At 39.1% G+C, this 21531-nt stretch carries 25 protein-coding genes; 11 read left to right on the forward strand and 14 right to left on the reverse strand.

Features of this window, described 5'->3' with window-relative positions; translation table 11 throughout:
- Nucleotide 1: 1 nt before the first annotated feature.
- The 8 genes from msbA to EXE30_RS06035 form a co-directional block, all read right to left on the reverse strand.
- Nucleotides 2-1729: a lipid A export permease/ATP-binding protein MsbA gene (msbA, locus tag EXE30_RS06000; protein ID WP_130161619.1), complete on the reverse strand. Its 1728-nt coding sequence runs from the start codon at nucleotides 1727-1729 to the stop codon at nucleotides 2-4.
- Nucleotides 1726-2154 carry an ExbD/TolR family protein gene (locus EXE30_RS06005; RefSeq protein WP_130161620.1) on the reverse strand — a complete coding sequence of 143 codons (429 nt, stop codon included), beginning with the start codon at nucleotides 2152-2154 and terminating at the stop codon, nucleotides 1726-1728. The genes msbA and EXE30_RS06005 overlap by 4 nt, the downstream gene beginning before the upstream one ends.
- A 14-nt stretch (nucleotides 2155-2168) precedes the next feature.
- On the reverse strand, nucleotides 2169-2798 hold the full coding sequence (locus EXE30_RS06010; RefSeq protein WP_130161621.1) for a MotA/TolQ/ExbB proton channel family protein: 630 nt from the start codon (nucleotides 2796-2798) through the stop codon (nucleotides 2169-2171).
- Between the two features lie 48 nt (nucleotides 2799-2846).
- Entirely contained in the window at nucleotides 2847-3734 is an 888-nt protein-coding gene (locus EXE30_RS06015) for a ParB/RepB/Spo0J family partition protein (protein WP_130161622.1), read from the reverse strand.
- Nucleotides 3731-4513, reverse strand: a complete 783-nt coding sequence (locus tag EXE30_RS06020; RefSeq protein WP_130161623.1) for a ParA family protein — start codon at nucleotides 4511-4513, stop codon at nucleotides 3731-3733. The genes EXE30_RS06015 and EXE30_RS06020 overlap by 4 nt, the downstream gene beginning before the upstream one ends.
- 18 nt (nucleotides 4514-4531) lie before the next feature.
- A complete protein-coding gene (gene rsmG, locus EXE30_RS06025; protein WP_130161624.1) occupies nucleotides 4532-5167 on the reverse strand; it encodes a 16S rRNA (guanine(527)-N(7))-methyltransferase RsmG in 636 nt (211 codons plus the stop codon).
- 167 nt (nucleotides 5168-5334) lie between these two features.
- Nucleotides 5335-6024, reverse strand: a complete 690-nt coding sequence (gene murU, locus EXE30_RS06030) for an N-acetylmuramate alpha-1-phosphate uridylyltransferase MurU (protein ID WP_130161625.1) — start codon at nucleotides 6022-6024, stop codon at nucleotides 5335-5337.
- Entirely contained in the window at nucleotides 6024-7037 is a 1014-nt protein-coding gene (locus tag EXE30_RS06035) for an aminoglycoside phosphotransferase family protein (RefSeq protein ID WP_130161626.1), read from the reverse strand. Before EXE30_RS06035 ends, murU begins: the two co-directional genes overlap by 1 nt.
- A gap of 118 nt (nucleotides 7038-7155) precedes the next feature.
- Here EXE30_RS06035 and EXE30_RS06040 point away from each other — a divergent pair, with 118 nt between their 5' ends.
- Both EXE30_RS06040 and EXE30_RS06045 read left to right on the forward strand, forming a co-directional pair.
- Nucleotides 7156-9630 (forward strand): LPS-assembly protein LptD, encoded by a 2475-nt coding sequence (locus EXE30_RS06040; protein WP_130161627.1) that lies wholly within the window; start codon nucleotides 7156-7158, stop codon nucleotides 9628-9630.
- Nucleotides 9630-10937: a peptidylprolyl isomerase gene (locus EXE30_RS06045; protein ID WP_130161628.1), complete on the forward strand. Its 1308-nt coding sequence runs from the start codon at nucleotides 9630-9632 to the stop codon at nucleotides 10935-10937. Before EXE30_RS06040 ends, EXE30_RS06045 begins: the two co-directional genes overlap by 1 nt.
- Before the next feature lie 113 nt (nucleotides 10938-11050).
- Here EXE30_RS06045 and fba read toward each other — a convergent pair whose 3' ends face one another.
- The 3 genes from fba to EXE30_RS06060 all read right to left on the reverse strand — a co-directional run bounded on the left by fba (nucleotide 11051) and on the right by EXE30_RS06060 (nucleotide 13773).
- A complete protein-coding gene (gene fba, locus EXE30_RS06050) occupies nucleotides 11051-12088 on the reverse strand; it encodes a class II fructose-bisphosphate aldolase (RefSeq protein WP_130161629.1) in 1038 nt (345 codons plus the stop codon).
- 214 nt (nucleotides 12089-12302) lie between these two features.
- Nucleotides 12303-13454, reverse strand: a complete 1152-nt coding sequence (gene rhlB / locus EXE30_RS06055; protein ID WP_130161630.1) for an ATP-dependent RNA helicase RhlB — start codon at nucleotides 13452-13454, stop codon at nucleotides 12303-12305.
- A 106-nt stretch (nucleotides 13455-13560) separates the two neighbouring features.
- Entirely contained in the window at nucleotides 13561-13773 is a 213-nt protein-coding gene (locus EXE30_RS06060; protein WP_004653893.1) for a cold-shock protein, read from the reverse strand.
- A 350-nt stretch (nucleotides 13774-14123) separates the two neighbouring features.
- Between EXE30_RS06060 and EXE30_RS06065 the strand changes: the two genes are divergently transcribed.
- The 6 genes from EXE30_RS06065 (at nucleotide 14124) to EXE30_RS06090 (ending at nucleotide 17385) form a co-directional block, all read left to right on the forward strand.
- Entirely contained in the window at nucleotides 14124-14372 is a 249-nt protein-coding gene (locus tag EXE30_RS06065; RefSeq protein ID WP_407641634.1) for a sulfurtransferase TusA family protein, read from the forward strand.
- 138 nt (nucleotides 14373-14510) lie between these two features.
- The gene (rpoH, locus tag EXE30_RS06070; protein ID WP_130161631.1) at nucleotides 14511-15380 is read left to right on the forward strand and encodes an RNA polymerase sigma factor RpoH; all 870 of its coding nucleotides are present in this window, start codon (nucleotides 14511-14513) and stop codon (nucleotides 15378-15380) included.
- 108 nt (nucleotides 15381-15488) lie between these two features.
- Nucleotides 15489-15854 (forward strand): DUF423 domain-containing protein, encoded by a 366-nt coding sequence (locus EXE30_RS06075; protein ID WP_004671423.1) that lies wholly within the window; start codon nucleotides 15489-15491, stop codon nucleotides 15852-15854.
- A gap of 9 nt (nucleotides 15855-15863) precedes the next feature.
- The gene (gene thiS / locus EXE30_RS06080; protein WP_130161632.1) at nucleotides 15864-16061 is read left to right on the forward strand and encodes a sulfur carrier protein ThiS; all 198 of its coding nucleotides are present in this window, start codon (nucleotides 15864-15866) and stop codon (nucleotides 16059-16061) included.
- A gap of 23 nt (nucleotides 16062-16084) precedes the next feature.
- Nucleotides 16085-16870, forward strand: a complete 786-nt coding sequence (locus EXE30_RS06085) for a thiazole synthase (RefSeq protein ID WP_018679821.1) — start codon at nucleotides 16085-16087, stop codon at nucleotides 16868-16870.
- Between the two features lie 188 nt (nucleotides 16871-17058).
- Nucleotides 17059-17385: a hypothetical protein gene (locus EXE30_RS06090; protein WP_130161633.1), complete on the forward strand. Its 327-nt coding sequence runs from the start codon at nucleotides 17059-17061 to the stop codon at nucleotides 17383-17385.
- Nucleotides 17386-17414: 29 nt separating this feature from the next.
- On the opposite strand, the gene EXE30_RS06095 is transcribed toward EXE30_RS06090, so the two are convergent.
- Genes EXE30_RS06095 through yaaA form a run of 3 tightly spaced genes read right to left on the reverse strand, consistent with a single transcriptional unit; the run spans nucleotide 17415 to nucleotide 19118 of the window.
- Nucleotides 17415-18041: an HD domain-containing protein gene (locus tag EXE30_RS06095; protein WP_130161634.1), complete on the reverse strand. Its 627-nt coding sequence runs from the start codon at nucleotides 18039-18041 to the stop codon at nucleotides 17415-17417.
- Between the two features lie 12 nt (nucleotides 18042-18053).
- Nucleotides 18054-18314: a hypothetical protein gene (locus EXE30_RS06100; protein ID WP_005197227.1), complete on the reverse strand. Its 261-nt coding sequence runs from the start codon at nucleotides 18312-18314 to the stop codon at nucleotides 18054-18056.
- Nucleotides 18315-18344: 30 nt separating this feature from the next.
- The gene (gene yaaA, locus EXE30_RS06105) at nucleotides 18345-19118 is read right to left on the reverse strand and encodes a peroxide stress protein YaaA (RefSeq protein ID WP_130161635.1); all 774 of its coding nucleotides are present in this window, start codon (nucleotides 19116-19118) and stop codon (nucleotides 18345-18347) included.
- 124 nt (nucleotides 19119-19242) lie between these two features.
- Between yaaA and EXE30_RS06110 the strand changes: the two genes are divergently transcribed.
- From EXE30_RS06110 to EXE30_RS15965, 3 genes are all read left to right on the forward strand, one after another.
- Nucleotides 19243-19872 carry an alpha/beta hydrolase gene (locus EXE30_RS06110; RefSeq protein WP_130161636.1) on the forward strand — a complete coding sequence of 210 codons (630 nt, stop codon included), beginning with the start codon at nucleotides 19243-19245 and terminating at the stop codon, nucleotides 19870-19872.
- Between the two features lie 90 nt (nucleotides 19873-19962).
- Nucleotides 19963-21039, forward strand: a complete 1077-nt coding sequence (locus tag EXE30_RS06115; protein ID WP_130161637.1) for a DUF2157 domain-containing protein — start codon at nucleotides 19963-19965, stop codon at nucleotides 21037-21039.
- Between the two features lie 164 nt (nucleotides 21040-21203).
- Nucleotides 21204-21531, forward strand: a 328-nt coding sequence (locus tag EXE30_RS15965; protein WP_213072742.1) for a hypothetical protein, incomplete at its 3' end; no start/stop codon positions are given.

The raw sequence follows: 21531 nt of genomic DNA on the forward strand, positions 1-21531 counted from the left end.
ATTAATCTTCCTCAAAATTACGCTGATGTAACTGGTAGTACATACCATGTTTAGCAAGTAACTCTGTGTGCGTACCCTGCTCTATAATCGCACCTTTGTCCATGACGACAATAAGATCTGCATTTTCAACTGTTGATAAACGGTGTGCAATCACGATCGTGGTACGACCTTGCATCGCTTCATCAAATGCTTGTTGAATGAAGTATTCAGACTCGTTATCAAGTGCACTGGTTGCTTCATCTAAAATCAAGATTGGTGAATTTTTCAAAATTGCTCTGGCAATCGCAATACGTTGACGTTGACCACCTGATAGATTTAAACCTTGTGCACCGAGAACCGTGTCATATCCATGTGGCAATTCCATAATAAAGTCATGTGCATAAGCTGCTTTTGCAGCAGCAATAATCTGCTCATTACTAGAATCTTGTAATTGACCATAGGCAATATTGTCACGGACCGTACGATTAAATAACACCACTTGTTGATTGACCATTGCAATTTGCGAACGCAAACTGAGCAATTCAATTTCATGTACTGGAATATCATCAAAATAAATTTGCCCGCGACTTAGTTCTTGGAACCGTGGCAGCATATTGACTAAAGAGGTTTTACCAGCACCTGAACGCCCAACCAATGCAATCGTTTGCCCCGCTTTTATATCTAAAGAGAAATCTTTAATCGCATGGGTACCATCGCTATATTGCAAATTTGCTTGATCAAATCGAATATTGCCTTTCAATGCAGGTTTAAGTTGCCCTTTATTCTCTTCTTCTGGCAAATCCAATAATTCAAAGACTGAATGAGCTGCAGCCAAACCACGTTGTAGTTTTTCATTAATATCTGTTAAGTTTTTCACGGGTTTAGAAATCAAACCTGCGGCAGTGATATATGCAACAAATTCACCCGCCGAAGTATCACCAAATACTTGCGGTCTTAACGCCAACCAAAGAATAAGTGCCATTGCACATGACAAGATTAGCTGAACTACAGGGCTGTTAATATTTTGAACCACCACCATTTTTAAACCACGGCGAAGGTTTTCTACCGATGACTTATAAAAGCGTTGTTGCTCAAAAGCTTCACCTGTAAAGCTTTTAACCACCGAATTGCCATTAATGGTTTCTTGAACCACGTGATTCACATCACCCATGGTATTTTGTACTTGTAGTGAAAGTTTGCGCATTCGCTTCGCAGCGACACGAACCAAAATGCCAATCACAGGCATAAATACAATAATACAAAGTGTTAAGCGCCAGTTGGTATAAAATAAATAACTAAGCAGCCCAATCACAATTAGACCATCTTTTACAACGGTTTGTAGTGAATCTGACGAGGCAGCTGTCAACTGTTGTACGTTGTACATCAACTTAGAGCTAATGTGACCTGATGTATTATCAAGATAATATTGTGCAGGTAATCTTAAGAGTTTCGCATAAACCTCTTGACGTATACTAAAAACCAATCTTCTAGAGATCACGGCTGTAAAATATCCACCAAGAAATAAGCCGACACCACGGAAAAACATGAGTAAAACGATTAAGACGGGAAACCAGTTCAAGTTTTCTCGACTACCGTCCTGAATCGCATCAATAATATATTTAAGTAATTTCGCTACCGAAACTTCTGTGGCGGCATTGATACTAAAACCAATCAATACCAATAAGGCGACGCCCCAATAAGATTTTAAATAAGCTAAAAGACGCAAATAGACTTTAAAATCTTGATTCACTCAGTAAAACCTCTAGTTGGAACTTTAGTGCTGATGTTGACATTTACGAAGCCAAGCTGTCCAGCCACATCCATCACACGAATCACATCTTGATGTGCGGCACTTGCATCAGCAGCAATGATAAACATAAAATTTCGACGATCCTGTGCAACTTGTTTAATTGCAGTGCTCAGATCAGCAATCTCTTTACTTGATAATGCTTGACCGTTCACAGAATAATACCCTTTTGAGTCTACCATGATTTCAATTTTGTCATCGAATTGTTTCGGAGGGACACCTTTGGCATCAGGCAGCGTAAGATTTATACGACTTTGCTGACTAAAAGTGGTTGAAAGCAGTAAAAACACCAAAATAAATAACATACAGTCAATCATTGGTGTCAAATTGATGTGAATATCTTCAACCTGAGAACGTTTAAATTTCATCATGACACCTATGCTTAACTTGCACGACGGTGTTCATGCACATGTGCTGCTTTCTTGTAAAAAAGCGCCGCATGAAACAATGTTGATTGTTGCTCTAACTCAGCAACATATTCATGCACCACACGCTGAAAATAGCGATAAGCAATTATGGCAGGTATTGCAATTAACATCCCGACAGCGGTAGTAATTAACGCCGTTGAAATCCCCGGCATCATCATGCTGGCATTACCCGAAGAACCAATATCAACTACTAAAAAAGCCTGAATGATGCCGATAACCGTGCCCAACAAACCAAGTAATGGTGCGATTGCACCTAATGTACCTAAAAAGTTGATATTTTTTTCTAGGTAACTGATTTCTTGTGAAGCTGTGGCTTCCATTTGTGCACGAGCAAATTGCTCACCTTGGTTTTGATGTACATAACCCGATTTTAGAATACGACCTAGAGGGCTTTTTTGGGCTTCATCATGTTCCAAATGTGAAACAACTGATTCCACATCTGCACCATTCACCAGTAATGCTTGAGGTAAAACTTGTGAACGTTTCAAACGAATGAAACGTTCAATAATAATCGCAACCGTAAAAATTGATGAGAGAATAAGGGGCAGCATTAACCAACCACCCGCTTTCACAAGTTCCCACATATTATTCCCCAATAATATTTAAAATATAAAAAGGAGGTCTTCTAAGTATTAGTTTGGCAAACAAATATTTAGGATTCCATCCAACTCATCCAATGAGTGATATTGAATCACTAATTTCCCTTTGCCTTTTTGATTATGGTCTATTTTCACATTTGCCCCAAAACGCTCTGAAAGCTTTTGGGTCAGTTGTTCAATATCTGGAGAAATTAGCGCCTTTTCCTTTTCAGGCTTCGGTTCATTCCACTCACGAACCAACTGTTCAGTTTGACGGACCGACAAACCTTTATCAATGACGATCTGTACAACTTCAATCTGGTCTTTCGCTTTCAAAGTCAAGATGGCACGTGCATGCCCCATATCAATTTGACCCTGCTGCATGAAATCTTTAATTGGGTCAGCCAAGCTCAATAAACGCAATAAATTGCTCACTGTGGTCCGTGCTTTACCTACAGTTTCAGCTATCTCTTGATGACTTAAACCAAATTCTTCATGGAAACGTTGCAATGCCAAGGCCTGATCAATTGGGTTTAAATCTTGACGTTGAATATTTTCAATCAGCGCTAAGGCAATCGCAACTTGGTCATTGAGTTCACGTACAATTGCAGGAATTTCAGTCAAACCCGCCATCTGTGCTGCACGCCAACGACGTTCACCCGCAATAATTTCGTATGGATACTGCTCATCGTCCACAGGACGAATCACAATCGGTTGCATCACACCATGTTTTTCAATCGAAGAAGCAAGCTCTTTTAACTCTTGCTCCTGAATAAAACGACGAGGCTGATATTCCCCACGTTTCAATAAATTGACATCAATCTGCTTGAGTTGACCATGATCTAAAGCTTGTGCCTCAAGTTGCAATTTCTCTTTTTGAATTGAACCCAATAGCGCATCTAAACCACGACCTTTAGCCAACCCGCGTTTTTTGATGCTCATACAGCACTTCCTTTTTTCACTTTACTTTTCTTCAATATTTCTGCGGCCAAATTCAAATAGGCAACTGCCCCTTTTGAACTCTTTTCAAAATAGATCACAGGCAAACCGTGTGCAGGTGCTTCAGCCAAGCGAATATTCCTCGGCACAACCGTATCATACAGTTTCTTACCGAAATATTGTTCCAACTCAGCTGAGACATCACGTGTCAATGCATTACGGGCATCGTACATGGTACGTAATACCCCAACAATTTCCAAGTTTGGATTAAGGGCTTTTTGTATACGATCAATTGTTTGTGTTAAGTCAGCCAAACCTTCCAATGCATAGTATTCGCACTGCATTGGAATAATCACGCCATTGACAGCCGCCAACGCATTGACCGTAATCAAACTTAAACTTGGCGCACAATCGACAATAATATAGTCATACGATGCAGCAACTTCTTGCAACGCATTTTTAAGAATAAACTCTCTGCCTTCTTGCTCAGCAATTGCAAGTTCCACCCCAGCAAGCTCACGATTTGCACCTAGAACTTTATAACCAACCTCTGCTTTTTGAATCGCAGTCTCAATCGGAACTTCACCCAAAAGAACGTCGGTTATTGAATAAAGTAAATCATTTTTTTGAACACCAGACCCCATCGTGGCATTGCCCTGAGAGTCCATATCAACTAACAAGACACGTTTCTTTAGGATCGCCAAAGACGCAGCAAGATTCACCGCTGTCGTGGTTTTCCCTACACCACCTTTTTGGTTTGCAATCGCAATAATTTGAGCCATGATTACCCTTAATATTTTTTATTGAATACGTTGAAGTAAAAGTAAATGACGTTGTTCATCTAGTCTTGGTACACGAAGTTCTATCACTTTACACGAATATTCATTTTTCAGCTGCTCAACCTCATCCATCGGGACTAAGCCTTTCATTGCAGCTATAATGCTTTGCTCATGCATATATGGTTGTGCCGCATCAACAAAGTCAGACAATGATGCAAAAGCACGACTTGTAATGACATCGAAATGACCAAGCTCATCAATGCTCTCTTCATTTTCAACACGTGTTTGCACTGCAATTACATTTTTTAGTTTCAAATCAGCAATAAATTGTTTTAGAAAACGAATCTTCTTCCCATTTGAATCTAATAACACGCAATGACGTTCTGGTTGGCACAATGCAATGATCATGCCTGGCATACCACCACCTGTTCCTACATCCAACAAACGCCCCTGTGGTAAATCATTTAAGATACTTAAACTATCCAATAAATGTTTAACCAACATTTCTTTAGGGTCGCGAATAGCTGTCAGGTTATATGCCTTATTCCATAGCACTAAAGCATCTTGATATTTCAACAACAGTGTTAGGGCTTCTTCGCTCAGGCTTAATCCTAAGGCTTGACTTCCTTGCTTTAATTCTTGAAAAAAAGGATGCATAACGGTGCAACATCTCGATAAATTTGCTGTGCAGTATACCGATTTCTGATACAAGACACAGTAGGACTTGTTGAACGATTATGCAGTTAAACATCTTACAGCATGATAAACTGCACAATCCTCTGTATTTTGCCATTCTTCATACAAATCAAAGATAGACAACGTATTTATAAAAGCTCGCCGTGCTGAATTTGTTGATCAAGTTGCTCTAATCGCTCAGGCGTTCCAACATCTACCCAGACTGCTTGCATTTTCTCAGCTGAAACTTGCTGTTGATGCATCGCTTGCTTTAGTAATGGTGCTAAAGGTCGTTTCCCACCCTCTAAACCAGCAAACATTTGTGGAGACAATACTGCTACACCACTATAAGTGAGCGCCTCACCCAATTGAGCTTGCTCAAAAGTATATGCTAAATCATTCGAAAGAATGAAATCACCATTTAAATGTTGTGGGGGGTTTTCGACCAAGACCAAATGCGCTTGTTTATGATCAAGATTAACATTCAATAATGAAGAAAAATCCATGGTTGTCCATACATCACCATTGACCAAGATAAATGGTTCATCACCTAACAATGGTAATGCATTGATGATTCCACCTGCTGTCTCTAAACCTTCGCCCTCATGTGACCAAAGAATAGTTACACCAAATTGAGCGCCATCACCTAAAGCAGCAACAAGTTTATCAGCCAACCAAGCCGTATTAATTACGATTTCAGTCACACCGATTTGTTGTAGCTTTTCAATATGCCAAACAATCAGTGGCTTCCCACCCACTTCTAACAATGGTTTTGGTGTGTGTAAGGTTAAAGGTCGCATGCGATTGCCTAGACCCGCAGCCAGAATCATTGCCTTCATTATGCTGCTACCTCGTAATGACCATATTTAGCAATAAATTTCGGCATGACGACATCACGAATAAACTGCATAAAATCATTTAACTCATCATAACCTTGACTTTCTTCGAGCAAATACCACATCACTCGTGGCAAATCATTTAAATAACCAGATTTACCATCACGCTCAAATAAACGCACAAAAATTCCTAGAATTTTGAGATGTCGTTGAATCGCCATAAGATCAGCATCACGTTTGAATTGTTCAAAACTACGATTTTCTTTCGCAGAATCTGGCAATAAGTCATAAAACACTTCAAACCATTGATACACACGTTCAGCATTCCATTGCACATAGGCATCGCGTGTAATCGAAATCAGATCATAAGTATCCGCACCAATCACCGCATCTTGAAAGTCGATCACCCCCAGAGCCTGCTCATCCTCAATTTTCATGAGGTTTCGACTATGAAAGTCACGGTGCACAATCACTTGTGGTTGATTGGTCGCCTCGACAGCCAGAAAGTCAAATGCTTGTTCAATGGTTTCAAGCTGCTGCTCTGTAGGCTGAATATTCAACGAAGGCAATAACCACTCCGTTAATAAACGCATTTCGGTCATTAACTTTTCATAAGAATACGCAGGCAAATGGTTTCGACCATCAATTTTTTGCAATTCAATCAACTGCTGAAAACTTTGCGCATAATATTGATCAACCGTGTCATCATTTAATAATGTCGACAAGACAACATCACCAAAATCCTCTAACAGCAACAAACCTTGCGTTAAGTCTTTCGCAACGATATGGGGTACTCGGACACCATGCTGATCAAAGAACTCATCAATACTCACAAATGGAATACAATCTTCTTTTTCAGGAGGCGCATCCATTAGCATATATGTTTTGTTTTGTAACTTGATTCGCGCATAGCGACGGAAGCTGGCATCACCTGCTAGAAAGCTGATCTCGAACTGATCAGATTGCAGTGTGGTATGCAGCCAAGTTTGTATCAATTGTTCACGTTGTGTATTCATTTGCAATAAAATCTAAATCTAGCTGAGATTTTGAAAGCTTAAGTGTAGCCACTTATCAACTTTTTCTCTATGATGCGACAATAATTAATTGTGAATTAGCGTATTGGTTAATGAGACAATGAAACATCAGTTTAAATATAATCCTTTAGCAACTGCTATTTTGACACTCTTATGTGGCGGCTCGATTCAATCAAGTCTCGCAGCGGATAAACTTGTGCCGTTTACGTCTCATGCTTCTACGCTTGATAATACGCAGCTCAAAGCCATCGCTCAGCAAGATCCAGAAAAATATCCTGGAGAAAAATTTTTCCAGCAATATTACGTTGACAAATCTGCGCCAGAAGCACAATTACGTAACAATCAATATTTAAGTTCAGCCTTCTGTCAAGGTACATGGATTACACCTATCAATCCAGTAACCAAAACTGCTGATCAAAATGCAACAACCTCTGTTATTACAGCAGATTATGGACACTATGACCCAAATGGTGACTCTGTTTTACAAGGGAATGTGGTGATTGATCAAGAAGGCCGAATGATACGGGCAGATAAAGTCACCCTTGATTCCACTCAAACCCATGCGAATGCACAAGGGAGCGTTCAACTTGCTCAAGCAGGTTTACTCACCCAAAGTGACCAGATTAACTATAATTTAAAAACCCAAACAGGTGATTTAAACAATAGTTTCTATATCACCGAACAACAGCATGCACATGGTCATGCCAACCAAATTCGACGCCAAAATGAAAATTTAGTCGTTTTAACGGATGCAAGCTACACAGCTTGCCCTCCTGGCCAAAAACCAGCATGGAAAATCCAAGCTAAGCAAATTGAGCTCAATCAAGAGACTGGACGTGGTGTCACTCGCGGCACAAAACTCTATGTAAAAGATGTACCTGTACTTGCTGTGCCCTATTTTAACTTTCCTATAGATGATCGACGCACTACTGGTATTTTAAGCCCCAACTTCGGCTACAGTAATGATGGCGGTGTTCAGCTTGCAGTTCCAGTTTATCTGAATTTAGCGCCCAACTATGACTTAACACTTACACCAAGTTTCATGAGTGAGCGTGGTACCAAACTCGACGCTGATTTCGGTTACATGACAGAAAATTTTGGTGCTGGTCGGATTTGGGGTGGGTATTTATCGAGTGACAAGCAGTATGACAAGGAAAATCGCTCTGATTTGCATTTTCTCCATCATTGGAAAATCAATGAACAATGGTCGACCAATCTAGAATACAACTATGCTTCTGATAAGGATTATTTTTCCGATTTCGATACCAGTCCAAACTCTAAAACAGATTTAAACTTACGTCGTGCATGGGAACTAAACTATAGAAATGGTATTCCCGGACTAAAAGCACAACTAAAAGTCGAAGACTTCCAAACTTTAGATAAAACAATCGAGGATGCGGATAAGCCTTATGCTCGTCTCCCACAATTTTTATTAAATTATATGACTGGAGACCCACAAGGCTTACAGTATGAGTTTAATAATGATACCGCTTATTTCAAGAAATCCATTAGTGATGGTTCTGCCTTGGAATCTAGTGGTACGCGTATTTATAACCAGTTTGCAGTGCGTTATAACCACATCACACCATCATGGTTTTATGTCATTCCAGAAGTATCTGTACGCAGCATCAACACTTTCTACGACCAAGACTCTAAAGAAGGCCGTGGACTTGCATCTTCGGATGATTTAGAAAAATCTGTAGTTGTCCCCCAATTCACTTTGGCAACTGGGCTGACGTTTGAGAAAGATGGTAAATATTTGCAAAGCATTTCTCCACGTGCTTTTTACGCATATTCACCATACAAAAAGCAAGATGACTATCCAAACTTTGATTCGACCTCAGCCTCGATCAGCTACGATCAGCTATTTAACCCTTACCGTTTTTATGGGCATGACCGCTTAGAAGATAATAACTTCTTATCCCTAGGAGTCACCTATAGTCTATTGGATACAGAAGGTTTGGAGCGTATTCGTGCAAGTGTCGGTCAAAGCTATTATTTCAATGATCGCCGCGTCAGCCTAAATGAAGAGCTAGATCAATTTGATACGCAAAGCCGAACTGGACCTATTGTGAGCGTGTCTAGTCAACTGAATCAAAACTTTACCATTAACGCAAATTCAGCATGGATGTCGAATGGAGATAATGCTCAACGTGACGTCCAAGCCTATTACACTGGTGACAAAGGCAATCTATACAATCTAGGTTATTTCTACAGGAAAGACATTAAAGATCGACAAGATGCATATGATCAAGTTGTTGCATCCTTTATACAACCTGTAAAAGATAATTGGCGTATTATGGGACATGCTCAATATGACTTAGACAATAATCTGATGCGAGAATATTTACTTGGCGTAAATTACGAATCATGTTGTTGGGCTGTCTCTGTTTATGGTCGTTCTTACTATAACGATTTGGATGATCCAAACCTTCCAGACGTACATAGAAAGCGCGCTGTAATGGCAGAGTTTACACTTAAAGGTCTAGGCGCTTTAAACAATAAACTTTCTTCTCTTCTTGAGAATAGAGTTTTAGGTTTTAACAAAATCAATCAATCTTGGACACAACGTTAATGAAGATAAAACATTTTCAACATATCTTTAGAGCCACTGTTCTCGCCGCCCTAATTTCTTCATCAATGCAAAGCTTTGCTCAACCTACGGATGAGGTTGTTGCAATTGTGGATAGTAGTGTCATTCTCAGAAGTGATTTGGTGCAAGGAATTGCTGAAACTGAACATCAATTAAAAGCGCAAAACAAACCCGTTCCGCCTCAACAATATTTACAAATGCAGGTTTTGGATCAACTTATTGTTCGTCAAGCACAGCTAGAGCAAGTAAAACGCTATGGCATTAAACCTGATGAAAATAGCTTAAATGCCGCAGTATTGAGAGTTGCAAACCAATCTGGAGCGACCACACTCTCTGCCTTCCAACAAAAGTTAGATGCTATGGCACCAGGAACATATGAGGGACTACGTAACCGTATTGCCGAAGACCTCGCAATTGGTCGTCTACGTCAACAACAGGTCATGTCTCGCATCAAAATCAGTGATAATGATGTTGAAAATTTCTTAAACTCTCCTGAAGGTCAAGCTGCGCTGGGCACACAAGTTCACGTGATCCACATGCGTATTGCTGGTGAAAATACCACTGAAGTGCGAAAAGTAGCTCAAGAAGTAAGAAAATCACTCGCTACAAGTGATGATCCTAAAGCGATTAGTACCCAGCTCTCAACTTCAACCGTTAAAGTGGATGGAGCAGATATGGGCTTCCGCTCTTTATCAGACATTCCAACTGAGCTCTCTGCCCGTATCACTCCATTAAAAGCCGGACAGACTACCGAACTGGTTAACGTACGAGATGGGATCCATGTATTAAAATTACTTGATCGCAAACAAAATGATCAAAAAGCCCTAGTACCCCAATATCAAACACGCCATATTCTGATTCAAACATCAGAGGTTGTCAGTCTTGATCGTGCCAAACAAATGATTGATAGCCTCTATAATCGAATCAAGGCTGGTGATGATTTTGCCACACTTGCAGCAACTTATTCGAATGATCCTGGTTCAGCTCGTGATGGCGGAAGTCTTGGCTGGGTAAGTCCAGGTGTGATGGTGCCAGAGTTTGACAAGGTTATGAAAGACATACCTGTTGGAGAGGTCAGCGAACCATTCCAAAGTCAATTTGGTTGGCATATTTTAGAAGTTATGGACACTCGCCAACAAGATATGACCAAAGAAGCCCAAGAACGTATGGCTCGTCAGATCTTAGGTGAGCGTCAATTTGAAATGGAAGTAGACAGTTGGACTCGCGAGCTTCGTGCCAATGCCTACGTTGAAATCAAAGATGTGAGTTTAGATGCAAAAGCACAATAAGCATCAGTAATCACATTCAAAAAATGCCAGCGTATCCGCTGGCATTTCTTCGCTTAAATCACACAAAAAAACAGCGACAATTGCCGCTGTTTTTAATTCATCACAAATCGGTTTTATTTGTAACGATCGACCATTTTCTCTAAAGAAATTGGGCGAATCTTGTCTGCATTACCCGCTGTACCAAATGCTTCATAACGAGCGACACAAATATCTTTCATTGCTTCAACAGTTTCGCCAAAGAATTTACGTGGATCAAACTCACTTGGTTTCTCAGCCATCATACGACGCATTGCACCTGTAGACGCCAAACGCAAATCGGTATCAATATTAATCTTACGCACACCATGCTTGATCGCTTCTACAAGCTGATCTACAGGCACACCATAAGTTTCTTTAATATCGCCGCCATATTGATTAATTACCGCTAACCACTCTTGTGGTACAGAGCTTGAACCATGCATTACAAGATGTGTGTTTGGTAAAGCAGTATGGATTTCTTTAATGCGGTCAATTGCCAAGATATCGCCTGTAGGTGGACGAGTAAACTTGTACGCACCGTGTGAAGTACCTACAGCGATCGCCAAAGCATCCACATTAGTATCCGTAACAAATTGAGTTGCTTCTTCAACAGAGGTTAAAAGCTGAGAATGATCAAGTACACCTTCTGCACCTACACCATCTTCTTCACCAGCCATACCAGTTTCAAGGCTACCCAAGCAACCGATCTCACCTTCAACTGAAACACCACATGCATGTGCCAGTGCAACGACACGACGTGTTACATCAACATTATAATCATATGAAGTTGGCGTTTTACCATCCTCGCCCAATGAACCATCCATCATCACTGAGCTAAAGCCCAACTGAATCGAACGTTGGCAAATATCAGGACTTGTACCATGATCTTGGTGCATTACCACAGGAATATGTGGCCACTCTTCAATCGCCGCCAAAATAAGATGACGCAAGAAAGGTGCACCTGCATATTTACGTGCACCAGCCGAAGCTTGCACAATCACAGGTGAATTTGTCGCATCTGCAGCAAGCATAATTGCGCGCATTTGTTCTAAGTTGTTTACGTTAAACGCTGGTACGCCGTAGTTATGTTCTGCAGCGTGGTCCAAGAGCTGGCGCATCGAGATTAGAGCCATAATATCCTCCCAGGTAATGCGCCATATTCTACATGTTGATCTATTTCAATTCAGCAACTAATCACAGGATTTCAAAAAAAAACCTGAATCTTTTGTGTAATTTGCGTATCAAAACACACTTGCAAATAAAAAAGACCAAATCAAAAAATGATTTAGTCTTTCATATGTCAAATGTTTGGCTCTACAACCACTAAAACCTGTTATTAACTCGGATCTAGCAATAACCTTCCATTCGAGTTAGTGGTAATTTTTTACCAATCGCTTTTTCAATCTCTGGCAAATAAAATGCATCATCTTCAGATAAGAAACTAATACTTACACCCTGTGCACCTGCACGCCCAGTACGACCAATACGATGCACGTAATCATCAGATTGTTCAGGCAGAGTGAAGTTAATCACATGTGAAACACCATCCACATGAATACCACGACCAGCAACATCCGTTGCAATCATAATATTGTTCTTGCCATTTTTAAATTGATCCAACATCTTCACACGCTTATCTTGTGCAATTTCACCCGATAGCATTCCAACCTTATACCCATCACGCTTCAAATGATCATATAAGCGGCGCACTTGATCACGACGGTTTGCAAAGATCATCACCTTATCAATCGGCTCATCACGAAGAATTTCTTGTAAGAGTTTATACTTATCTTGCTTCGCAACCATATAAACACGTTGTTCTACATCACTATTGGTCTTTTGCTCTGGTTCGATTTCAACCGTTACAGGCTCAAACAACCACTGTCGTGCAAGATTTAATACGTCATAACTAAAAGTTGCGGAAAATAATAATGTTTGACGTTGCTCTTTAGGCGAAGAAAAACGAACAATTCTTTTTACGGATGGAATAAAACCCATATCCAGTAAGCGGTCTGCCTCATCAATTACTAAAAATTCGATGCGATCCAACCAGACTTCTTTTTGTTCAACGAAATCAATTAAACGCCCCGGAGTCGCGACAATAATATCAACAAAGTTACGATCCAACATTTTCTTTTGTTTATCAAAATCTACACCACCCAATAGGGTAACAAGATGCAAATTTGAAAATTTAGTAAGGGCTTGAGCATCACTTTCGATTTGCAAAGCTAACTCACGTGTAGGTGCCAAAATTAACGCACGTGGCTCACCACGGAAACGTTGATCTTGAATAGGATTATTTAATAGATCATTGATCACACTCACCAAAAAGGCAGCTGTTTTACCTGTACCTGTTTGTGCTCGACCAATGGCATCATGCCCTGCTAGCGTATATTTCAAAACCTTTTGTTGAATTGGGGTCATCTGAGTAAAACCCAAAGCATCAATCGCTTTTTTCAACTGCGGATGTAAATTTAAGGTTTCAAAACCTGGCGTCATATATGCTCTCGAACCATCAATGACCAAAACAAAGTCGTTATTATAAACAAAAACGCCCCAATATAACATTGGAGCGTTTCATATTGCATTAAAGCAATAGAACAAATTAGTCTAAAGGCTGAACGTTTTCAGCTTGGAAACCTTTTTGTCCTTGAACTACGCTGAATTCAACGCGTTGGCCGTCACGTAAAGAACGGTGACCGTCGCCCATAATTGCGCGGAAATGAACAAATACGTCATCACCACCATTACGCTGAATAAAACCAAAGCCTTTAGTGTCGTTAAACCACTTTACTACGCCTTGTTCACGAGCTGTCATAAGTCAATCCTCAGATATTGAAAGATAAGGACCTTCCGGTGTTGCAAACAGCAGAGCCAACAAGGTTTTAAAATTTTTTATAATTTTAAAGCTTGTAATCATTCTGTAAAACTATCAACAATTTCCGGTTACATCCATTTGTTATAGGCTTTATTACAATAAAATTATAATAAACACTCCCTAAAACGCACCGAGCTTAACATGGGTTTATCACAATTAATAGATTTATTTTAAGTTATTTCCCCTGTTTCCATTGATTTCGTACGATTATTTTGCTGAGTTTTTAGTAAAAAAATTTTTCAAAAACTTTGTCAAAATTTGCTAAGATGATTTTGTGTTAAGTTATCTAAATGATTATGACCTTTACCCTTTCTAGCTCCACAGAAATTATTGATGCTTTAGGACAACCTTGTCCGATGCCATTACTTTTACTTAAACGCGCTCTAAAAAAAGCAAATGATAAAAAACAATATTTATTAAAGTCATCTGATCCACATAGTGAAATTGATGTAACACGATATTGCCAAATCCAACAACTCCAATGCCAAGTTCTAAAAATTTCTGAAAATGAATTCCACTATTTAATTGAATCTCTTTAGGGTTTTTCCTGTTTACTTTTTTTGTTAAACTCTTGGTAAAGATAGATTTACATTTCTATACTCAAATTTCCTTAATGATGAAGCACATTCGCATTAAGATGAAATTGCTGACCTAATACCATCCTATAAGGAGACTCCATGACTACTGACAGCAGCAATCAATTGATGCCCCTGTCATTGTCTGCGCCTGGCGTAAACCTTGGTGCATATATCAGTACTGTCAATCAAATTCCAATCTTAACGGCCGAGCAAGAAAAAGAACTTGCTGATCGTTATTATTACGACCAAGACCTTGATGCTGCCAAACTATTGGTCATGTCACATTTACGCTTTGTGGTACACATTGCGCGTAGCTACGCAGGTTACGGGTTACCACAAGGTGATTTAATTCAAGAAGGCAATCTTGGATTAATGAAAGCAGTAAAACGTTTCGATCCAAATATGGGCGTTCGTTTGGTCTCGTTTGCCGTGCATTGGATCAAAGCTGAAATTCATGAATACGTGATTCGTAACTGGCGTATCGTCAAAATAGCGACCACCAAAGCTCAACGTAAATTATTTTTTAATTTACGCAGTCTAAAAAAATCAAGCAAAAAGCTGACGCTAGAAGAAGCAAAAGCCATAGCTCGTGATTTAAATGTTACAGCTGAACAAGTAATTGAAATGGAAGGTCGTCTAACTGCTTATGATGCTGCATTTGAAGCACAAGGCGATGATGATGATGACACGCCCCATACAGCACCTGCGCTTTATTTAGAAGATAGCCGTTATGACCCTGCTCGCTTAGTCGAGGAAGAAGATTACGAGCAACAAAGTACCGCTGCTTTGCATGAAGCAATGGATCAACTAGATGACCGCTCTCGTAATATTTTACAGCGTCGTTGGCTAGATGATGATAAGTCTACCTTGCATGAACTTGCTGCTGAATATAACGTTTCTGCCGAACGTATTCGCCAGCTTGAAAAAAATGCAATGGAAAAGATCAAAACCGCGATGTCAGCGAGTTAAACGTTAAATAAAATGAAAAGGGCTTAATGCCCTTTTGTTGTATTTGGCTATGCTTAATTTCTCGAATATGATAACTTTACCACTCAAATTTCTAGTTACATTGTAATTATGTGGATAGCGATCTCTGCGCTGAATCTCGCGCTTGCGGTGATGCTCGGTGCCTTTGGTGCACATGGCTTAAAATCTTTTGCTACGCCTGAACAACTTACTTGGTGGGCTACAGCAACACAATACTTCTTCTATCATGCCATTGGTTTGCTTATCTTGGCTGTATTAAATAAAACCACGCCAACCTTTCCAATAAAAATTCCTTTTATTTTGATTCAAATTGGTATCCTCTTTTTCTGCGGTTCGTTGTACATTATGGCGCTTGGCTTACCTAGAATATTAGGTGCAATCACCCCGATTGGTGGTGCATTTATGATTGTGGGTTGGGTGCTACTCGCATGGCAAGCAATCAAGCATGCGAAATAAGGATTTATCATGCAAATCTATCTAAATGGCGAGTTAACTGACACGTCTTGCGAAAACCTACAGCAACTGATTCAAGACTTAGCCCTAGAAGGCAAACGCTTCGCTGTAGAAAAGAATCAACAGATCATTCCGAAAAGTAGACTTGAGCAAACGACAATTGCTCCTGAAGATCGTATTGAAATTATTCAAGCTGTTGGTGGCGGCTAATTGGCTAAAAATGGAGTAAGCCCATGCAAGATTCCCCTTTAATTATTGGTTCACGTACTTTTCAATCACGTTTATTGGTCGGAACTGGTAAATACAAAGATTTAAATGAAACTGATTTAGCCATTCAAGCCAGTGGTGCTGAGATTGTGACGGTTGCGATTCGTCGTGTAAATATTGGACAGCATCCAGATCAACCCAATTTACTTTCAGTTATTCCACCTGAGAAATACACGATTCTGCCAAATACTGCAGGCTGTTTCGATGCAGATAGCGCAATTCGTACTTGTATGTTGGCTCGTGAATTACTTGATGGTCATAACTTAGTTAAGCTCGAAGTGCTTGGTGATGAAAAAACCTTATATCCAAATGTGACAGCGACGCTTAAAGCGGCTCAAACATTGATTGATGATGGTTTTGAAATCATGGTCTACACTTCAGATGATCCAATTGTCGCTCAAGAACTTGAAAGCATGGGTTGTGTAGCGATCATGCCTTTGGGCAGCTTGATTGGTTCTGGTTTAGGGATTCTGAATCCACATACCATTTCAATCATTAAAGAAAATGCCAAAGTTCCTGTGTTAGTCGATGCAGGTGTAGGTACAGCAAGCGATGCTGCGATTGCGATGGAACTAGGCTGCGATGGTGTATTGATGAACACGGCGATTGCCGCTGCTCAAAACCCGATTTTGATGGCTTCAGCGATGAAGAAAGCTGTTGAAGCTGGTCGTGAAGCATTTTTAGCTGGTCGTATGCCACGTAAACGTATGGCCAATGCGAGCTCACCAGAGACTGGGTATTTCTTTAAATAATATGTTCTATGAAGGGATAAACCCTATCCCTTCAATACTCATCTTATAAACCACACTATTAAGGCACTCTTATGTGCTTCTTTATCATATGCCCATTATACTGTAATGGCATAATAGCTAAAAAAATACCAATTAGTACTTATTAAATCCTTTCTTATTTTAGAATATAGATATTTCAAGAGGAACAAATGAAGTTCAATATAAAAAAAGTTCTAACCTTTTTGGCTTTAGCTACCTCCTTAGCATATTTTTCAAATTATATGATAACTAGGGATTATAAAAAAAATGAGAAATACATTGTAAAAATATTCCAGCAAGATACAGGGCTACATGAAAAATATGGAGATATAGAAAACTTTAAATTAAGAAAATCAGGTTGGTATTCTGGGGATAGTCAAGAACCTACTCCATATTATTACTATCATTTCTATATCGCAGGAAGTCTTAAAGATGGAGTAATTGAGTTGATAATTTACCAGAACCAAGAAAAATATGTAGTAAAATATATAAAATAAAGCATGACTTAATATAAAAAATCAACCACTTACAGAGACAATCCCAAATAACCCCTCAAATTCCCTTTCGCTCTCTGCTCAAAATTCTGTTGAAAATATGCCGTTTGATAAAGCGATTCTGTCTGATAAAAATGTGCTAGAACTTCTTTTCTTTTAATTAAATAAACATCTGGATCAACCCAAGCATACTCCTGTTGAATCTGTTGTTCGTATTCCTCGAAACGCTCAGGTGAAGTCGCTAAAATAGCTAAATCAATATCCAGCAAAAATTGTAAATCCACTTCTTCAGTCGATTCATGCTTTTGCGTGGCTGCAATCCAACGCTTTATTTTCTGAATACGATCAATTTGTAAGTCTTGAGCTAAATACCGCTCAAATAGCTCAACACTTTTCAGCTCATTATCTTTAGCTTGTGGATCATAAACCGCATCATGAAACCACAAGGCCAATGCGACTGCATTCGAATCATTTAATTCAGATCGAATCGTTTCAACTAAAACAAGACATTCATATAAATGCTGAATCGTATGATAAGCCCTTTGCTTTTCGCTATAAGCAGCAATCAGTTTATTAAAAGTTCTCTGAGGTTCAGAAAACTGATAATGCCGATGCAACTCATACCATGATTTTTCTAATGTAGATAAATATTGCTGCATAATCAGTCATCTCTACATTGCTTGATTCAGCCATTTTGCCAATGATTCGGCATCTTTACGATCAAGAAAAAGCTGATATAAGGTACAGGAGCCAAATTCATGTCTCAGTTCCTGTTGACGTACTGGGTGATTGCCAAAACGAAAACGTCTTGTTCCATCAGTATCTAAGGGCAAAGCATAAACCCCATAACTACGCGGTTCTGTCAAATGCCCTTTAATACAGACTTGATCAGATGAAATCGCATGTTTTAATAAATGTTCTTTGCTTAACATCACACCCCACCCACGACAAACTCAGGATGACTACTGTTCATCCCGTTTAAATACAAGTTCTTTATTTGATGAACTTCCTGCATCAAAGTAATATCCTTCACTATTAAATGCTTTTAATTGTTCTGCTTCACTCAATTGATTTTCAATTAAGTATCTTGCCATTAGACCACGCGCTTTTTTCGCATAGAAACTAATCACTTTATATTTTCCATTTTTTTGATCTAAGAACACAGGTTTGATAATTTCCGCCTGAATTTTCTTTTCATTCACAGATTTATAATATTCGTCAGAAGCTAAATTTACCAATACTTTTGCATCAATTTCAGCTAAATCTTGATTAATTTGATCGGTGATAATGCTACCCCAAAACTCATATAAGTTATGTCCACGTGTATTCTTTAACTTTGTTCCCATTTCCAAACGGTATGGCATCATGAGATCTAAAGGACGTAACAAACCATAAAGCCCCGACAACATCCTTAAATGCTGCTGCGCAAAATCAATATCTTGCTCATCTAAACGATAGGCATCCAAACCTGTATAAACATCACCTTTGAATGCAAATATCGCTTGGCGAGCATTTGAGAAATCAAAATCTGCATTCCAGTCACGGAAACGCTCTACATTTAGATTGGCGATTTTCTCACTCACGGTCATTAATGAAGCGATTTCACTCGCTGAAAGTTTGCGACACACATCTATCAACTGCTGTGATTGTTCCAATAAGCGTGGTTGGGTATGTGTATCGGTAGGTAAAGCCGTTTCGTAATCAAGTGTTTTCGCAGGAGAAATTAGAGCAAGCATATTCAATCAATATCAATTTATCTTGGTTAAACTATAACAGTTGAGAATTTTTAATGCCAATTCGTGTTCTCGTTAAGTTTTATCGGTAAAATAGTGGATTCTTCCATAATTCATTACATATTTTATGTCTGAACAACTATTCATCCAAGGTCCTGTTGGTCAAATCGAAATGTTTGTTGATCAACCCCAAGGTGAAATCACGGGTTTTGCTATTGTCTGTCATCCTCACCCACTACAAGGGGGTACACCCCATCACAAAGTGCCTGTTTTACTCTCGCAAATTTTTAATGAAATGGGTTGTGTTGTTTACCGTCCAAGTTTTCGTGGGCTAGGTGGTAGTGAAGGTACGCATGACCAAGGTCATGGTGAAACTGATGATATGTTGGCTGTGATTGAATATGCACGTGCAAAACATGTGGGCTTAACGTTCTATGCAGGAGGTTTTAGTTTTGGCTCACATGTCTTAGCAAAATGCCAAGCGCAACTCAGTGAAGAGCTACGCCCGAAACAATTAGTTTTGTGTGGCTTACCAACAGGTTCAGTTGTTGATCTCCGTCACTACAAAACGCCTGAAATTAATGGTGATATTTTGTTTGTACATGGCGAACAGGATGACATTACCCTGCTCTCAGATATGATCGCTTGGGCAAAGCCCCAAAAACACCCGATTACCATCATGCCTGGTGCAAATCATTTCTTTACAGGTTATTTGAAACAATTACGCCAAGTGATTGCTCGCTTTTTAAAATTGTAGGCTTAACAACAAATTATTAAGAAAAATATACTTCTTTTGAATCCGATGTCTGTTATATCAGTACAGATGAATAGGCATTAGGGTTCTTTAATGAAGTTAAATAAAAAACAGGGACTATTTTTAAAACACACCATTGAGTATTGGCAACAACAAGGAACGATTACACCTGACGTCGCCAATGATCTTAAAAGCAGCTTTTCCATTCGATCTTTTGATTGGGAACGACTAGCAAAATATTCATTTTGGATCTCGATGATTTGCACAGTGATTGCAGTTGCTGCAATCACCCTAGACGAATGGTTAATGACAATACTTGAACAATTATTTTTAAATTCAAAAGTCATCCCATGTCTCATATTTGCTGCTGCGGCCGCTGCTTTTTATATATTTGCCTATCGTCGCCGTAAAACCAAGCCCTTACACCACTTTAGCAATGAAGCGATTATTTTTGCTGGTGTGCTTTCTACAGCCGTTTCCGTGGCATATTTTGGACAAGCGATTGATAATGGTAGCGGACATTTCTCGTTGCTATTTTTACTTTCCACAATCATTTACGCCGCACTCGCCTTCTGGTTTCCCTCAAAACTGATTTGGATCTTTTCTCTGCTTTCGCTCGGCTCTTGGTTCGGAGCTGAAACAGGCTATATGTCTGGTTGGGGTGCATACTATTTAGGTATGAACTTCCCTTTGCGCTTTGTGTTATTTGGCGGAGTGCTGATCGGAGTCAGTCTATTGTTTAAACGTCACACGCGTTTTTCTGACTTTGCTCATTCAACGTATGTCATGGGCTTACTCTACCTATTTATTGCTTTATGGATTCTTTCAATTTTTGGCAACTATGGTGATTTAAGTAGCTGGTACAACGTTAAACAATACGAGCTACTTCATTGGGGCATCTTATTTGCATTTGTTGCTATCATTGCGATTATATATGGCTTAAAACACGATGATGCAACTTCACGCGGTTTTGGTATTACCTTTTTATTTCTAAACTTATATACCAAATATTTTGAGTTCTTTTGGGTTGGTATGCATAAAGCAATCTTCTTTATCATACTCGCTGCTTCATTTTGGTGGATTGGTCGACATGCAGAAAAACTTTGGAATTTAGAGTTTTTATCTAGCCAATCGCAGCGTAAGAAACAACTACCTGATCAAGCTGAATAACGATTAGAAATCACTCCAACTCAAGCCAAACCGAGCCAAATATTTTTTGACTCGGTCACTGTCATTGGTGGTATTGTGTTGCTGGCGTGAAGCAGCAAAAAGCCTTTCGCATTAAATTTTCTTACACTAGAATAGATTTTTAATGTTCGTTTAATGAGGCATACATGAATACAAAATTAAATGAGTTTTTTTTTAAAGATCCATTTAAAACCTTGTGGATTTTCACTTTATCTTTTGGCTTTATCATTCTTATATTCTTCTTTACAAACATTGAATTTTTACCAAAATTCGACCTACAATCTACATTTAGTGTATTTATCACAATTACTTTATTTAGTATTTCTACCATTATAATTCTAACATTTATGAATATCCTTCCATCTTTATCGTGGTATGAAATATTTATGAATAATAGACATACGTTAAATTTCTTAAAAGAAGACAAAGAAGACAAAGAAGACAAAGAAGACAAAGAAGACAAAGAAGACAAAG

The sequence above is a fragment of the Acinetobacter halotolerans genome, assembly GCF_004208515.1.
Classification (GTDB): Bacteria; Pseudomonadota; Gammaproteobacteria; order Pseudomonadales; family Moraxellaceae; genus Acinetobacter; species Acinetobacter halotolerans.

What these genes read in the sequence shown, in the direction of transcription:
- EXE30_RS06005 (WP_130161620.1), bottom strand. Translation starts at nt 2,154, where the DNA reads ATGAAATTTAAACGTTCTCAGGTTGAAGATATTCACATCAATTTGACA.
- EXE30_RS06010 (WP_130161621.1), bottom strand. Translation starts at nt 2,798, where the DNA reads ATGTGGGAACTTGTGAAAGCGGGTGGTTGGTTAATGCTGCCCCTTATT.
- EXE30_RS06015 (WP_130161622.1), bottom strand. Translation starts at nt 3,734, where the DNA reads ATGAGCATCAAAAAACGCGGGTTGGCTAAAGGTCGTGGTTTAGATGCG.
- EXE30_RS06020 (WP_130161623.1), bottom strand. Translation starts at nt 4,513, where the DNA reads ATGGCTCAAATTATTGCGATTGCAAACCAAAAAGGTGGTGTAGGGAAA.
- rsmG (WP_130161624.1), bottom strand. Translation starts at nt 5,167, where the DNA reads ATGCATCCTTTTTTTCAAGAATTAAAGCAAGGAAGTCAAGCCTTAGGA.
- murU (WP_130161625.1), bottom strand. Translation starts at nt 6,024, where the DNA reads ATGAAGGCAATGATTCTGGCTGCGGGTCTAGGCAATCGCATGCGACCT.
- EXE30_RS06035 (WP_130161626.1), bottom strand. Translation starts at nt 7,037, where the DNA reads ATGAATACACAACGTGAACAATTGATACAAACTTGGCTGCATACCACA.
- EXE30_RS06040 (WP_130161627.1), top strand. Translation starts at nt 7,156, where the DNA reads ATGAAACATCAGTTTAAATATAATCCTTTAGCAACTGCTATTTTGACA.
- EXE30_RS06045 (WP_130161628.1), top strand. Translation starts at nt 9,630, where the DNA reads ATGAAGATAAAACATTTTCAACATATCTTTAGAGCCACTGTTCTCGCC.
- fba (WP_130161629.1), bottom strand. Translation starts at nt 12,088, where the DNA reads ATGGCTCTAATCTCGATGCGCCAGCTCTTGGACCACGCTGCAGAACAT.
- rhlB (WP_130161630.1), bottom strand. Translation starts at nt 13,454, where the DNA reads ATGACGCCAGGTTTTGAAACCTTAAATTTACATCCGCAGTTGAAAAAA.
- EXE30_RS06060 (WP_004653893.1), bottom strand. Translation starts at nt 13,773, where the DNA reads ATGACAGCTCGTGAACAAGGCGTAGTAAAGTGGTTTAACGACACTAAA.
- EXE30_RS06065 (WP_407641634.1), top strand. Translation starts at nt 14,124, where the DNA reads ATGATTATGACCTTTACCCTTTCTAGCTCCACAGAAATTATTGATGCT.
- rpoH (WP_130161631.1), top strand. Translation starts at nt 14,511, where the DNA reads ATGACTACTGACAGCAGCAATCAATTGATGCCCCTGTCATTGTCTGCG.
- EXE30_RS06075 (WP_004671423.1), top strand. Translation starts at nt 15,489, where the DNA reads ATGTGGATAGCGATCTCTGCGCTGAATCTCGCGCTTGCGGTGATGCTC.
- thiS (WP_130161632.1), top strand. Translation starts at nt 15,864, where the DNA reads ATGCAAATCTATCTAAATGGCGAGTTAACTGACACGTCTTGCGAAAAC.
- EXE30_RS06085 (WP_018679821.1), top strand. Translation starts at nt 16,085, where the DNA reads ATGCAAGATTCCCCTTTAATTATTGGTTCACGTACTTTTCAATCACGT.
- EXE30_RS06090 (WP_130161633.1), top strand. Translation starts at nt 17,059, where the DNA reads ATGAAGTTCAATATAAAAAAAGTTCTAACCTTTTTGGCTTTAGCTACC.
- EXE30_RS06095 (WP_130161634.1), bottom strand. Translation starts at nt 18,041, where the DNA reads ATGCAGCAATATTTATCTACATTAGAAAAATCATGGTATGAGTTGCAT.
- EXE30_RS06100 (WP_005197227.1), bottom strand. Translation starts at nt 18,314, where the DNA reads ATGTTAAGCAAAGAACATTTATTAAAACATGCGATTTCATCTGATCAA.
- yaaA (WP_130161635.1), bottom strand. Translation starts at nt 19,118, where the DNA reads ATGCTTGCTCTAATTTCTCCTGCGAAAACACTTGATTACGAAACGGCT.
- EXE30_RS06110 (WP_130161636.1), top strand. Translation starts at nt 19,243, where the DNA reads ATGTCTGAACAACTATTCATCCAAGGTCCTGTTGGTCAAATCGAAATG.
- EXE30_RS06115 (WP_130161637.1), top strand. Translation starts at nt 19,963, where the DNA reads ATGAAGTTAAATAAAAAACAGGGACTATTTTTAAAACACACCATTGAG.